The organism is Paenibacillus sp. J2L1-98 (genome assembly GCF_056269405.1).
The window spans coordinates 50,651-64,781 of the sequence record NZ_JBWDNW010000008.1; the positions used below are offsets into that span (position 1 = coordinate 50,651).

Annotated in this window: 10 protein-coding genes; 1 reads left to right on the forward strand and 9 read right to left on the reverse strand. The window is 48.6% G+C overall.

Annotated features, from left to right (window positions below; genetic code table 11):
* Positions 1 to 30: 30 nt before the first annotated feature.
* From AC0YNZ_RS16405 to AC0YNZ_RS16415, 3 genes are all read right to left on the reverse strand, one after another.
* A complete protein-coding gene (locus tag AC0YNZ_RS16405; protein ID WP_110770719.1) occupies positions 31 to 924 on the reverse strand; it encodes a carbohydrate ABC transporter permease in 894 nt (297 codons plus the stop codon).
* Between the two features lie 27 nt (positions 925 to 951).
* Positions 952 to 1,875, reverse strand: a complete 924-nt coding sequence (locus AC0YNZ_RS16410) for an ABC transporter permease subunit (protein ID WP_110770720.1) — start codon at positions 1,873 to 1,875, stop codon at positions 952 to 954.
* A gap of 258 nt (positions 1,876 to 2,133) precedes the next feature.
* Positions 2,134 to 4,149, reverse strand: a complete 2,016-nt coding sequence (locus AC0YNZ_RS16415) for a beta-galactosidase (protein WP_475827635.1) — start codon at positions 4,147 to 4,149, stop codon at positions 2,134 to 2,136.
* Positions 4,150 to 4,502: 353 nt separating this feature from the next.
* Between AC0YNZ_RS16415 and AC0YNZ_RS16420 the strand changes: the two genes are divergently transcribed.
* Positions 4,503 to 6,746, forward strand: coding sequence for an AraC family transcriptional regulator (locus AC0YNZ_RS16420; RefSeq protein WP_475827636.1), 2,244 nt, complete (start codon positions 4,503 to 4,505; stop codon positions 6,744 to 6,746).
* Between the two features lie 68 nt (positions 6,747 to 6,814).
* Here the strand turns inward: AC0YNZ_RS16420 and AC0YNZ_RS16425 are convergent, their stop codons facing one another.
* The 6 genes from AC0YNZ_RS16425 to map all read right to left on the reverse strand — a co-directional run bounded on the left by AC0YNZ_RS16425 (position 6,815) and on the right by map (position 13,729).
* Entirely contained in the window at positions 6,815 to 7,654 is an 840-nt protein-coding gene (locus tag AC0YNZ_RS16425) for a PRD domain-containing protein (RefSeq protein WP_475827637.1), read from the reverse strand.
* Positions 7,655 to 7,682: 28 nt separating this feature from the next.
* On the reverse strand, positions 7,683 to 8,183 hold the full coding sequence (locus AC0YNZ_RS16430) for a PTS sugar transporter subunit IIA (RefSeq protein WP_475827638.1): 501 nt from the start codon (positions 8,181 to 8,183) through the stop codon (positions 7,683 to 7,685).
* Positions 8,176 to 9,579, reverse strand: a complete 1,404-nt coding sequence (locus tag AC0YNZ_RS16435; protein ID WP_475827788.1) for a PTS transporter subunit EIIC — start codon at positions 9,577 to 9,579, stop codon at positions 8,176 to 8,178. Before AC0YNZ_RS16435 ends, AC0YNZ_RS16430 begins: the two co-directional genes overlap by 8 nt.
* Before the next feature lie 143 nt (positions 9,580 to 9,722).
* Positions 9,723 to 12,362, reverse strand: a complete 2,640-nt coding sequence (locus AC0YNZ_RS16440) for a glycoside hydrolase family 68 protein (RefSeq protein WP_475827639.1) — start codon at positions 12,360 to 12,362, stop codon at positions 9,723 to 9,725.
* A 322-nt stretch (positions 12,363 to 12,684) separates the two neighbouring features.
* Positions 12,685 to 12,840: a hypothetical protein gene (locus AC0YNZ_RS16445; RefSeq protein WP_475827640.1), complete on the reverse strand. Its 156-nt coding sequence runs from the start codon at positions 12,838 to 12,840 to the stop codon at positions 12,685 to 12,687.
* A 136-nt stretch (positions 12,841 to 12,976) separates the two neighbouring features.
* Positions 12,977 to 13,729 carry a type I methionyl aminopeptidase gene (gene map, locus AC0YNZ_RS16450; RefSeq protein ID WP_110770726.1) on the reverse strand — a complete coding sequence of 251 codons (753 nt, stop codon included), beginning with the start codon at positions 13,727 to 13,729 and terminating at the stop codon, positions 12,977 to 12,979.
* Positions 13,730 to 14,131 lie beyond the last annotated feature (402 nt).

Genomic DNA, 14,131 nt, shown 5'->3' on the forward strand with positions numbered 1-14,131 from the left:
AACCTGGAATCGTGAATCCCTCGTCTAGTTCTAACCTTTAACGGCACCAATCGTCAATCCTTTAACGAAATAACGCTGTACGAACGGATACAGGAACAGGATCGGCCCTGTAACGATAATGGACATTGCCATCTTCGTCGATTCAGTCGGCATGTCGGAGCCTAACGAGACGCCGGTTCCCGAACCCATTTGCGCGATAAAGCTCATCGCATTAATGACGTTGTACAAGTAATATTGCAGCTGGTACTTGGTCGTGTCGTTGATAAACAACGAGGAAGTGAACCAGTCATTCCAATAATGAAGCGCCAAAAACAATCCTACGGTTGCGATGCCCGGCATCGACAGCTGAAGCACAATCCGGCTATAGATCGTAAAGTCGTTCGCTCCGTCGATTTTAGCGGATTCAATAACCTCGTCCGGCACTGCGGAGCGGATGAAGTTTTTCATCAATATAATAAGGAATGGAGTCATTAGGCCCGGTAAAATCAATACTTCAAGTTTGTCCGTAAGCTTGAGATACTTGGTAATTAAGATGTACCAAGGCACGAGTCCTCCGCCAAACAGCGTTGTGAAATAAATCATGAAGGAGAAGAAGTTCCGGTATTTGAAATCTTTGCGCTGCAAAACGTAACCGGCCATCGTCATCAGGAACAGCCCCAGCGTCGTTCCGATTACAGTCGTAATCGTCGTTACGCCGTATGCCGTCAATACCTGTTTAGGAAAACGGAACACCGTCGCATAGCCCTCGAAGGAAAATACAGTCGGTATGAGATGGTAGCCATCTTTAATGATCGCTTCATTCTGCGTGAAGGAAGCTGAGATGATAAGCAGGAACGGAAACAGGCATGCAACGGTTGCCAGCAGTATGACCACAAATGCAATCAGTCTAAACCACTTCATATAATTGTCTTCTTTGATCTTCATAGGTACCTCCTACTGTGAGCTGATCGCTTAGAACAATGCGTACTCGTCATTGATTTTTTTGATGATGTAGTTAACGGTCATGATCAGTACAAAGCCGAACAACGATTGGTAAAGGCCCGCTGCCGTCGACATTCCGATATCGAACGTTACTTTCAGTGAACGGTATACATACGTATCGAGAATATCTGTCGTATTGTACAGGACGCCGTTGTTGCCGATCAGCTGGTAGAACAAGTCGAACTGGCCTTTCATGATGCTGCCTAATGCGAACAGCAGGAGCATGACGAAAGTCGTCTTCAGCATAGGAACCGTGATGTACCAAATACGCTGAAAAATGTTCGCTCCGTCGATTTTGGCCGCTTCATAATATTCATCGCTGATCCCTGTAATCGATGCCAGGTAGATGACCATGCTGTAGCCGATATTTTTCCACAGGTAGAAAATAATAATGAGAAATATCCACACCCAAGGTGTATTGTATACGTCGAGCGGTTCGTAGCCGAATGACTTCAGCGTCGAGTTCAAGAATCCGCTTTCGTAGTTGAACACGTTGTATACGATAACGCTAAGAATAACGAAGGATACGAAGTATGGAAGAAACATGATCGATTGCGTCAGCTTCTTAAACCACTGCGTGCGCAGCTCGCTTAGCAGAATCGCCAGCGCAATCGCGAGTACGTTTCCAAATAGAATGAACACAACGTTGTAGCCGACCGTATTTAAAGTTAGTTTGGCAAGAACCCCCGATTGCCACAAAAACTTGAAATTGTCTAATCCAACGAATTGGCTGTTGAATAAGCTTGTGTTGAAGTCGAATCGGGTAAAGGCGTAGTAAACACCGACCATAGGTACATACGAGTTAATTAGGAAGAAGATAAGTGCCGGCAATAGCATAAGGAAAAGGATGCGGTTCGTCACAAGTTCCTTAAGCACTCCATTTTTTTTCAACATGCAGATGATGTCTCCTCTCACAGCGTTCTTTTCTTTTTAGTGTTGTCTGCTCTGTTCTCACTGTACGGCCCGCGCGTTTCGGGTGAAAGAGTAAAGAAGCAAAGTCAGTGAACGAAATAGCGAAATGAAGAGTGAACGATTTAAACTTTTATGTATTAACAAGCCATTTCACGCAGGTTAAGCACAAAAAAAACCACGATACCGTTAGCTCGAATAGGTATTCGAGACTAGCGGCTTCGCGGTTTTTAGGGTAAAATGCTATACTTTCTGCAAGATCATTACGCCATGCGGCTCAATTTCTACCGTTGCGCTCACCTGGCGTTTCGTTAATAGATCGAAATAGACCGCATTGTCGAGCTCGATGGCGGCTTGATGGCTGTTATGATTCAATACGAAGGTATAGATTTGATCGTCCTTGACGCGCTGCGCTAATTCAACGCCCGCTCCCGCAGCGAACGGAGCAGCAATCTGATGCTTTTCGCACAAGGTACGGATAAAGTCTCCCAGCAGCTTTTGCTCAGGCGCCGTTGCCACGTAGTATGCTTCACCCTTCCCATATTCATTCACCGTCAATGCCGGCATTCCCGCATAAAAATCAGTTCCGTACGTGCCCAGCGGCCGGGCGCCTTCCAAGTGAAGAAGATCGCAGAGCAAGCCACACTCGTACTTGCCTTCGACATGGCCGAATGCCTCGCCTATTTCGATACTGTTGCGCATTTCCGGAAGCAGGCTGTCGATTTCTTCTACCCATAGGCCTAGAAGGCTGCGAAGCTTGCCCGGATACCCGCCAAGCGTGACCAGATCGTTCTCGTTCACAATTCCGCTGAAGAAGGTAGTAATAAAAGTCCCGCCGCTCTTCACGAACGCCTCAATACGCTCGGCAACGCCCGGCTTCAGCATGTACAGCACAGGAGCCGCGAGTATTTTGTATTTCGAGAAATCGCTAAGCGGACTAATGACATCTACGGCTACGTTCTGATCATAGAAGGCTTTGTAATACTTCTGCGCCTGGTCCAAATAGTTCAAATCGACGCTTGGTCCGCTTGTAATCTCTACTGCGTTCCACGTATCGATATCAAATAACAGCGCCGCCTCGGCATGAATCTCCGAGTCAAGCAAACGATCGCCCAGTTCGCCCAGCTCCCGCCCCAGCGCCGCACATTCCCGGAACACGCGCGTATCCTCATGGCCGACATGCTCGATAACCGCTCCGTGATATTTCTCGCATGCCCCGAAGGAGCGGCGGAGCTGGAAGAACATAACCGTGTCAGCGCCATGCGCAACGGCCTGATAGCTCCACAGCCTCATCACGCCCGGACGCTTTAAGCTATTATACGGCTGCCAGTTTTGCTGGCTCGGCGTTTGCTCCATCAGCATGAACGGCTTGCCGTCCTTTAAGCCGCGCATGTAGTCATGGCGCATCGCAACGTTGCCCATCGGCTCATTCATTTGCGGATAGCTGTCCCAAGAGACGACATCCATCGCTTCCCCCCATTTTTTCAGATCAAGGCCGTTGAACAATCCCCAAATGTTCGTCGTGATCGGAATATCCGGCGTAACAGCTTTCAGCTCCGCATACTCTCCTTGATAACAACCGAGAATCGAGTCGGACATAAACCGTTTGTAATCGAGGGCCATCGGCTGAAAGTTGCGATTATCGCCGTTCAGATTGGACGGGGGCACAATTTCCTCCCATTCATAGACGGTATGGCCCCAGAAGCTCATATTCCATTCGGCGTTCAGCCTGTCAATCGTCTCATACTTCGCCTTCAACCATTCACGAAACTCCGCTGCGCAATTGCCGCAGTAGCAGTGCGTGCCGTATTCGTTATTAATATGCCAAACAAGCAGCGCCGGGTGATCCTTGTACCGGTCGGCCAGCGTGCGTGCCAGCCGGCTCGACAAACGGCGGTACGTCTTGCTGTTCGGGCAGAAGTTCGTGCGCGAGCCATGCGTGCGCTTCCTGCCGTCAACATCGACCGGCAGCACATCCTCGTATTTCCGCGACATCCACGCCGGCTGCGCAGCGGTCGAAGTGGCGAGGCAAGCATAGATGCCGTTATCCGCGATTAAATCCAATATTTTGTCCAGCCATTCCAAATGGTACGTATCCTCCGAAGGCTGCAGCTTCGCCCAACTGAATACGGGAAGCGTCACGACATTTATTCCAGCTTCCTTAAATAAACGCATATCCTCATGCCATATTTCCTCCGGCCATTGATCCGGATTATAGTCTCCCCCATACCAAATCTGTTTCAGCTTCGAACTAATCATTGTTTCACTGTCCCTTCCGCTATTATCATGGAATTCCGTGACATTCTAACGGATAGATCGGCGGTTTGTCACTTTACTTCGGGCATTTCGCCAATAAATTCACTCGTGTATGGAATGTTCACCCTGTAATATCAGGTTCATTCACCTGTATTTATTTGGTTCATTGCACCCAGCGCCATGTGAAGATTATAATGATGAAGGTATCAGCCTCCAGCCTCAGTGAAATATTCTTACTAATTCCCTTGAGGCCTATGTTTGGAGGTAAGGCACATCATTATAGAAACCGGTTACATTTTAAAAGCAGCAAAGCTATTAGCCTAGAGGCGCTTCAAATATATAGAGGGGGAGCATTTATGTCAGCAGTTCAACTCAATAACAACGGGAAATTGTATAGTAAGCTGCTGTTCACGATCACCTTGTGCATTGTGCTTACGCTATTAGTATCCTCCTTGTTCTATTTCTTCACTTATATGCAGATCGATTTGAAGAAGGCTTATCAGTCCGACCTCAGCAATTTAACCCAAACCAGCAAAGAAGTCATCAGCATGACCGAAAGCGCGCAGTCTCTCTCCTTCCAAATGTACCGGACGTTCACCGTATCGAAGCTTATGTTCTATACCGAGCCCAACATTTACGACGTAACGGCTGCGATGAACGAGCTGAACAATTATTTAAGCTCGATGCCTTTCATTGAATCCATCTATGTGTACAATTCGGCGACCGGCCAAATCTATGTGGCAAGCAGGCAAGGAGAAGGAGGCACGTTCAGTAAAGAGGAGCTTGCGGATAAGGGAATACTCGATATTCTCGCCAATTATCAGCAGTACCGTCCGTTCACGCCTATTCCAAGAACGTACACGACGGTTAGCTTAGCAGGGGAACAGCTAACGAAGGCTTACACGTATTTAGGTTATGATGCCGTCGGCAAAACGAATAAGCTTAATTCCGCCGTTATTGTTAATATTTCATCCGCTTGGATCAACAAAGACATCGGCGTGAATAAGAGTGAAGGCGAGGGTAAATCGTTTATTCTGGACAATCAGGACCGTCTGCTGTCAGGCGATTCCCTTATGCCCAAAAAACTAAGCGATAAGGACAGCGCCCTGCTTAACGAAAACATTAAAAATAAGGAATCCGGCTACGTCGTTGCCGATTTCGACGGTAAAAAATCTCTGATCTCATTTACCTCACCGGATTCGTTGGAATGGCAGTATGTGCGTGTAACACCTTACAAGCAGGTAACAAAAGCAATCTATTCCATCCGGAATACAACCATCTTGATCGCTGTCGTTATTTTGGTGATCGGGCTGTTCATTTCATGGCTGTTATCCCGGATGCTGTATCGCCCTATTCATCAAATTATGGACAAGATGAGCATACTCGAAACCGAGAAACGGAACAGTTCCTATACCATCAGGCAAAATATGCTGCGCAGTCTTATACAAGGCTCGCAATCGCTGCAGACGGACGCGCAGCTTCAGAAGCTGTTGCAAAACGGGATTACATTCGATTTTAATTCGCGTTATCGCGTCGTTCTGTTAAAAATAGACCAGCTTGCCGCCTTGAAGGAATCGCGCGGCGATGATGTGCATGTCTACAGATTCGCCATCATGAACATTGGAGCGGAGATCGGCCTGAAGCATTATCGCGTGGAAACCGTCGATATGGATGCCGATTACGTCATTATGCTTCTGGGCCGTCTCGATGCTTCCGATGAGCCCGACGATGAGCTGCTTCGGGAGGTGCTGACGCAAATTCAGCAATCATCTCTCGATTATTTGAAAATCGGCCTGTCCGTTACCTACAGCCCGGAGGCTTATCAAGCGCAGCAGCTATCTAACCATTACAAGCTGGTCAAGGAAGCATCGCAGCACCGCTTGTATTATGGGCATGGCTGCTTGATTAGCGCTCAGAACATCATGTCCTTGAAGTCGAAGGAATATATATTCCCGACTGATAAAGAACGGAAATTAACGGATGCGTTAATGACCTCCAAGACGGAGGAAGCGAAGAAGCTGTTTGCGGAAATCGTGCAGGAGACGGCGGAGTATCCGATTCATGTCGTGCAGCTGGCCATTTCGCATCTAACGATGACGGTCAACCAAATTTTGTTCACGATTCAGAAAAATAACAGTCTGGACGTTGAGGCAAGCCTCAGCATCCATATTCCGACGCCGGATCATTTCGAAACCATTAACGAGATTAATGAAATCTTCTTCTCGCTATTCGATGATATCCAAACGAAGCTGTCTACGAAGCGGTCGACGAAGCAGGGCGATTTGATTCGAAAGATCAATGATCTCATTCATAAAGAATACGCCAATCCGAATCTCAGCCTAAACTGGATCGCCGATGAATTAGATATGTCCTCGATTTACCTCAGCCGGGTTTACAAGCAGCAGACGTTAGCCGCAATCGTTGATGTCATTAACAATGTGCGTCTGGAACGGGCACAGGAATATTTGGAGAATACCGATTGGTCGATCGTCGATATTGCCGTGAAGAGCGGCTATACGAGCAGTTCCTATTTCCACCGCATGTTCAAAAAGAGCTTCGGCGTAACGCCTTCCGATTTCCGGAAAATGAAACTGGGCTGACCCCCTGAACGAGCTTCCTATACAATAATAGCCCTCCAGCATCGATCGTTAAATGGAGGGCTATTTCTTTATGCGGTTTCTCTGGTAGTAATTCGTTTGATCTGCATGGCGATGTAAGCGATCTCCGAATCATACAGCTCGAAATCATACTCCTGCAGCACATAACGGCCAGCCTTCTGGGCGATGGAATACGATTCACGGTATCTCTCTTTTATGATGCGGATCATCTCGGGCTCCAATTCGTGGAAGGGCAATTCGGACTCGGACCTTTGAACGGCAAAACGCAAATGTGCAATCAACCGCTCATAGGATACATTGTCTTGCGGTAGCTTGATCGCCAAACCTTCCTCAATAATTTCAACGATGCCCCGTATCATGGCGGTAATATCCAGCGTTTTCGTCATTTCCCCTGCATTGATTTTTGCAGTATAAATATGCAAAGCGATATAGCCTACCTCATCCTCCGGAATTTCGATTCCGAGCTTTTCACGTATAAGCTCCTTCGCGTACAATCCGATTTGAAATTCTTTCGCGTATAATATTTTTATTTCGTTCAGCAGCGTATTTTTGATGACCATCCCTTTGGCAAGACGTTCAAGCGCAAACGATAAGTGGTCGGTGAGCGCGATATGGATATGCTCGTTGATGACTACGCCCAGCTGATATTCGGCATAGGAGATAATTTCCTCCGAAACCTGAATATGCTCCTCCGGCAATGTCGACAATATTTCTTCAAACTGTTGATGCTTCGTATGGTCCTTCATGACGAAAATTTTCTCAATACGGCTTTGATCGACAGGATCGTTTTTCCGTTTCTGAAAGGCAATGCCTGACCCGAGAACAATTTTCTCCCCCTCCCAATCTTTGACGACGATTGCATTGTTGTTCAATATTTTGTTAATCTTCATCGCAAGCTCCTTCCGGGAGTCTCTGGCCCTAAGATTTTACTTTAACCTTCATAAGCGGGGTTAATCCTCTTTCAGCTCGTTCCGGCAGCTCGATATCAATCTGTTCAATTTGATCCGTATGAATAAGGAACATCGGAGTAACCGGACTCGTCGCTTTCTCCCGAACGAGATCAAGCGAGAAATTCATAAGCGGCTGGCCCATTTTAACCCGGTCCCCCATCTTGACGTAATGGTGAAAACCCTCCCCATTCAGGCAGACCGTATCCACGCCGATGTGAATCAGCAGGTCCAGGCCGCTGTCGGCACGAATCCAGAGCGCATGCTTCGTTTGAAATAGGTGAACAATCTCTCCGTCTACGGGTGATCCTACCTTTCCGTCTTCCGGATCTATCGCAACGCCCATTCCAGCCATGCTTTTGGAGAAAATAGGGTCGGGTACCTCCTCCATCGGCAGCACTCTGCCGCTTATAGGCGAGAAAATCGTTTCTTCCGTTTTCCGCTGCTGCATGCCAATCCAACGTTTAATCATCTTGTACTCCTTTATCTTCATCGAATCCAATAAGCCACGTTGCAATAAATGCACAACCGACGGAAATGACGAAGCCAATAAGGTAATGAAATAAGTTCGCTAATCCTAAAGGTGCCGCAAGGACCAGCATCGGCAGACCCGTTAAACCGTATGAGTTGGCCGCTACATGAGCAAAGAGCACATAGGCCCCGCCTGCCGCTCCCCCGATGCAGCCGCCGATAAACGGATTTCGCAGCCGTATATTCATGCCGAACATGACGGGCTCCGTGATGCCGAAAAAGGCCGACAGCGACGCGGGAATTGCATTCTCCTTCAGCTTTTTGTTTCTTGTTTTAAAATAAATCGCCAAGCCGGCGCCGCCCTGCGCAATATTGGCCATTGACCAAACGGGCAGCAAAAAATTCACTCCGACTTTCGGGTCGGCGATCAAACCGAACTCAACCGCATGAAACGTGTGATGAAGACCGGTAACAACGATGAGCGAATATAATCCGCCGAATAGAAAGCCGCCGATAAATCCGGCACCATGCGTATAAACGGCCTCGAGGTTCTGCGAAAGCAAATGGCCGAGCAGTGCCCCGACCGGTCCAATCGCAAGCAGGGAGACAACGCCGGTAAACAGGACGGTGATCAGCGGAATAACGAATAAAGCCATAGACGGGGGCACGATTTTTTTCAGTCCCGTTTCAACCTTGCTCATCAGATATACGGACATCAGGATCGGTATAACCGTTCCCTGGTAGCCGGTCGAAGCGGCCGGCACACCGAATACATCCAGCCATTCCGGAGAATGAATTTCAACCACCTCGGGCTTCAGTACTTCGGAATGCACCAACAGTCCGCCTATAAAAGCGCCCAGGACCGGACTGCCGCCGAACTGCTTAGCAGCGCTGAACCCGATGATGACCGGTAAAATAAGCAGCGCGGATGTCGAGAAAAGCTCCAGCATATTCATCCAAGCGCTTTCCGGCGCAGCCCACTTATTGGACTCGATCATTCCGGTCAGCCCTCTCAGCAAGCCGCTGGCTACAATAAAAGGGAGGATCGGGACAAAAATATTGGACAGTGTCTTCGTAATGATAAAGATAGGATTTCTTTTTTTCGGCTCACATGCGGCAGGCTTCGCCGTTTCGGCGGGCGCTTCTGCTATCGCTTCTTCCAGCCCCTTATAAATCTTGTTCACGATGCCGATTCCGAAAATAATCTGGTATTGTCCGGCTCTGGAAAATACCCCCTGCACCTGATCCAGCTTCTCTATTGCCGCGGTGTCCGCTTTTCCTTCGTCATGTAAAACCAGACGCAGCCTTGTCGTGCAGTGGACTGCGCTTGCGATATTCTGTTTGCCGCCAAGCAGCGGCAGCAGCTCTTCGACAATTTTATTCGCTTCGGTTCGAATGGCAGGTTCCTCCTAAACGTAGAGTTTACGTTATTATAACATTCGATTCGCCTGCTTGTTATCTGTCGCGGTGCGGCCCGAACATTGCCAAAATGCGCTCAGCATAAGCTGAGCGCAGATTCTGGCATTATTCAATTCGTTTCTTAATTGATCGAGCCTGGAGGAAGCTCTCCTGTAATTTTGGTCGTGTCGCCATTGAGTGCGATTTTAACCGTCGGAGGCAGCGTACCGCCCCAGTGTGCGAATTGGAATTCAGGAGACTGATTGCCAATATCGCCAATGGACATTGAGCCCAAATCGCCGAAGTGCGCGAAACCAACGACGCTCAGGTTCGGCAGAACCAGCCAGGAGTAAGCTTGGTACGGGTTGTTCTTAGGGTTGGCAAGAACCAGACCGCTGCCATTCAGCGGTTTGAATTCTTCGCCCAGTTTGTCGGATACGAAACCGTACAGACCTTCAGGACCTTGCAGACCATCCGCGTATTTGTTGATGTGGCTGTCTGTGAACAGATAGTATTTACCGTCCTTAACCACGATGTGCGGACGCTCCAATTCTTCGTTTACATAGTTCGCTTCAAGAAGCGGAGGAAGAAGCTTCAGATTATTGAAATCACCTTTAACGACCTCGATAATACCGATGCTAGCGTTGGCATGAGCTGCGCCTGCAGGAACAGTATGAGTTTTCTGGTACTCTTCGCTGCCGATGTATTCCGGCTTCAATGGGCGGTCTGCAACAGCACCTGCGGATTGGCCTTCGAATACAATGTACTCTTTTTTCGTTTTAGGATCTTTGAACCACATTGGATCACGGAAAGCGTAACCGCCGCCTTCACCTTGCTTCGCTTGCTCCAGCGTTTGGTAGTATTGGCCGTCCGGCTCCATAATAATGCGGTGCGGAGCCCAGTTCGTGAATGCTACGCCGTTTTTGTCGGCTTTGATTTCACCGACAGCCATAGCCAAGCGTTGCTCATAAGTCAGGTTTGTCTCGCCTTCACGGCCGGTAGCGGTGTAGAAAGCATAGATTTTATCGCCGTCCAGCATCGCGGAACCTGCCCAGTTACGGGAACCGAGCCTAGTGCCTGCCGGGAACAGGTCGCCTACAAATTTCCATTCCTTGCCGTCTTTCGAGATGAAGTAACGAATCGTTGCGATATCGTGAACTTTGCCCGGCAGCACGTTGCTCGGTGCGGAAAGCGCGAAGAGCACTTTATAGCCTTTGTACGTAGCGACACTTCCGTCGCGGTCCATTAGCGGCCATGTATCCCAGATGTGGTAGTCCGGCGTCATTTTTTCAAGCTTTTTGATATCCGTGTATGGCAGGGTGTTGTTTGCGTTTTGCTGGATCATGGACGCTTGCTCGCGTGTCCAGTTAGTCGTTGTTATTTCGGTTTGCGGATTTTTTTTTTCAATTTTTTTCAGATCTTTAGCGCTGAGATAAGGGCCGAAGTCGCGGATTTCGCCGTGCTTCAATTCACCGACGATTTTAGTTTTGTCGCCCTCGAAGGACAGCTGCAGCGTCGGAGCAAAAGTACCGCCGTGTTTCACATTGCCGTTCTCGTCAAGCGGTTCGTTGATGAAGCTGATTGCCGTTTCATCCGGAAGAACCATCCAGGAGTAAGCCTGGTACGGACTTGAACTAGGGTTGGCTACAACAAGACCGGAACCGTTAAGCGGTTTGTAATCGCCGCGGATGCCGCCTTCGTTGTGGAAGCCGTATACGCCGTCCGGACCAGTCAGGCCTGGTGCGTATGTGAAGGTATGGCTGATCGTCATCAGGTAATAATCGTCGCCTTTGATGTACATGTGCGGACGTTCCACTTGATGGTTCGTACCGATGGATTCGAGCAAAGGAGGAAGCAATTTCAGTTTGGTCACATCATTGTCGAGTACTTCCGCAATACCGATGTTACCGTCATACAGCTCAGCTCTATCTGGAACGGTATGCGTGCTGCGGTATGCTTCGTCACCGATGTTCTCAGGCTTCAGTTTTTGCTCGCTCGATTTGCCGCCTACTTGGCCTTCGAATATGATGTACTCTTTGCCTGAATTCGGATCCTGGAAGAAGAACGGATCGCGGAAAGCCGTGATGTTGTGGCCTCCATCATGGAACTGATCAATCGTTTCGTAATACTTGCCGTCCGGCTCGGCGATGATTTGGTGCTTGCCTTCATTGATCAGTTTAACGCCGCTGTTATCCGCTTTAATATCGAAAGTCGTAGTGGCCAGACGTTGTTCAGCGCGCTGTACCCAGCCGTTCTGATCCCACTCTTTGCCGCCGTTGGCGTTCATATCGGTAGTAGCCGTGTAGAACAAGTGAATTTTGCCTTTCTTGTCCAGCATTGCGGAACCGGCCCATTGCATGTGGCCGTAAGCTTTATTATAGTCATAAGGAATGCCTGCGTAAGTCCAGTCGACTCCGTCCTTGGAGTAGAACATACCGATTCTTGCTTCGGTGTGACGGTCGTTCCATCCGAACGTACGAGGAGCTACCAATGCGAATGCGATTCTGTAGCCGTTGACGACAGCAAGGGAGCCATCGCGGTTTTGGAGCGGCCAAGTATCCCAGATCCATACATCAGGAGCCGCCAGTTTAAAGTTAGTATCGATCTTAGGTGATGTGTTCGTAGCCGTAAGCTTGACTTGCTCCGCTGCTTGACGGGACCAGACTGCCGTGAAATCGTCAGGCGTAGTTGGCGCTTTTGCCGAAACGGAAGTCGCTGCCAGACTGCCTGCGAGAATCGATGCGGTCAACATCAGTTTCCCGTATTTAGCTATTTTATTCATATTTTTTTTCCTCCCCAAAATTGATTGCTAATTGTTTTTTGCTGCAGTTAACCGATTATTCCGGATCCTCCCTCCGTTTTCGCGGAACAAAAAAAGACCTAAAACGTCCAAAGAATAACGCACCTGCCGGTACGGTCATCCTCAAACATTTTAGGTCTTGCCTGCTGTGCAGTAACAATCCCGCTGTATGTAATTCGTTTTGCATCCTCATTCTAGCAAGGCAGAAAATTTATATCAATAGTAAGATATCCCTATAATTTCTAGATTTAAAAAAGGACAATCGACCCAGACTAAAAAGTAAAAGTCATCCTAACAGATACTTTTATTCTATTGCAATTTCATACTTCGACCCGGCTTCCCCAGCGAAAACAATGGAGCCTTTCTCAGGCAGCACAACCTTATGATTGCCGCTGATCCCGGTGAAGTTCACACAGATGCCATTCTCGTCGTATAGGGCAAACGAGCCATGTGCAGGCATCTTCACCTTCTTGGTCTTGCCTGCGGTTTACTTGAAAATAGTTCAATTTTTTAATAAAAATGGATACGCAGGAAATAAAAAGCCGAGCGGTTGCAGGCATGCTGCCTGAACCCCGCTCGGCGGTATGTTAAAGCCTTCATTCCCACCTGGTCAGAATAACCGGACCTTCCTTCGTAATCGCTATCGTATGTTCAAATTGCGCCGCCCAAGCCCCGTCTATCGTGCGCGCCGTCCAGCCGTCTTCCGCAATGTATACGTCTGCTCTGCCTGCCGTAATGATAGGCTCTATCGTAATGACCATGCCTTCTTCGAGCTCTATCCCTTGACCGGGTATGCCGCGGTGCATGACTTCAGGAAATTCATGCATGTTTCTGCCTATGCCGTGACCGGCGAAAGCGGTTACGACCTTAAATCCGGCCCTCTCCGCTCTCGATTGCACCGCATAGCCTATATCGCCAAGCCGGTTGCCCGGCACAGCCTGCTTAATTCCATCAAGCAGCGATTGCTCCGCCGCAAGAAGCAGCTTCTCGGTAGCCGCATTCGTCCTGCCGATTGAGTATGTCCAAGCGGAGTCTGCTTTCCAGCCATCCAAATCGGCCACCATATCAATCGTAACAATATCGCCGGCTTCAAGCGGCTCTGAATCGGGAAAGCCGTGGCAGACGACCTCATTAACGGAGGCACACGTGGCAAACGGATATCCCTTATAGCCCTTCTGAGCTGGAGTCGCTCCCCGGTCAAGCATGAACCGTTCTACAAACCGATCAATTTCCTGTGTCGTAACACCCGGCGCTATTCGTTTAGAGAGCGCTTTGTGACAGGCAGCGACAATACGCCCAGCCTTACGGATTCCTCGAATATGTTCCTTCGTTTTCAAATCCACTGCCATGTGTGTACTAACCTCCTTAAGGTTTTGCGGGAGCAAAATCCACTTCGTAAGCGTAGGCTTAGGTTTTGCGGGAGCAAAATCCACTTCGTAAGCATAGGCTTAGGTTTTGCGGGAGCAAAATCCACTTCGTAAGCATAGGCTTAGGTTTTGCGGGAGCAAAATCCACTTCGTAAGCGTAGGCTTAGGTCTTGCGGGAGCAGCATCCGCTCCGTAAGCGTAAACTTAGGTTTGGGGTGCAAAAATTCTCTCTGTAAGCGTAACTTAGGCTTTGCGGGTACAAAATCGGCTTTATAAGCATAGACTTAGGTTTTACGGGTGCAAAATCCGCTTCGTAAGCATAATCCTAGGCTCTGCTATGTATAACTTATTCGGGAAAAAGGAGACAAATGACGATCATGTATG

Excerpts from the sequence above, each read along its gene's own strand:
- AC0YNZ_RS16440 (WP_475827639.1), bottom strand. The coding sequence starts at position 12,362 with ATGAATAAAATAGCTAAATACGGGAAACTGATGTTGACCGCATCGATT.
- AC0YNZ_RS16420 (WP_475827636.1), top strand. The coding sequence starts at position 4,503 with ATGTCAGCAGTTCAACTCAATAACAACGGGAAATTGTATAGTAAGCTG.
- map (WP_110770726.1), bottom strand. The coding sequence starts at position 13,729 with ATGGCAGTGGATTTGAAAACGAAGGAACATATTCGAGGAATCCGTAAG.
- AC0YNZ_RS16445 (WP_475827640.1), bottom strand. The coding sequence starts at position 12,840 with ATGCCTGCACATGGCTCGTTTGCCCTATACGACGAGAATGGCATCTGT.
- AC0YNZ_RS16410 (WP_110770720.1), bottom strand. The coding sequence starts at position 1,875 with ATGTTGAAAAAAAATGGAGTGCTTAAGGAACTTGTGACGAACCGCATC.
- AC0YNZ_RS16425 (WP_475827637.1), bottom strand. The coding sequence starts at position 7,654 with ATGAAGATTAACAAAATATTGAACAACAATGCAATCGTCGTCAAAGAT.
- AC0YNZ_RS16415 (WP_475827635.1), bottom strand. The coding sequence starts at position 4,149 with ATGATTAGTTCGAAGCTGAAACAGATTTGGTATGGGGGAGACTATAAT.
- AC0YNZ_RS16430 (WP_475827638.1), bottom strand. The coding sequence starts at position 8,183 with ATGATTAAACGTTGGATTGGCATGCAGCAGCGGAAAACGGAAGAAACG.
- AC0YNZ_RS16405 (WP_110770719.1), bottom strand. The coding sequence starts at position 924 with ATGAAGATCAAAGAAGACAATTATATGAAGTGGTTTAGACTGATTGCA.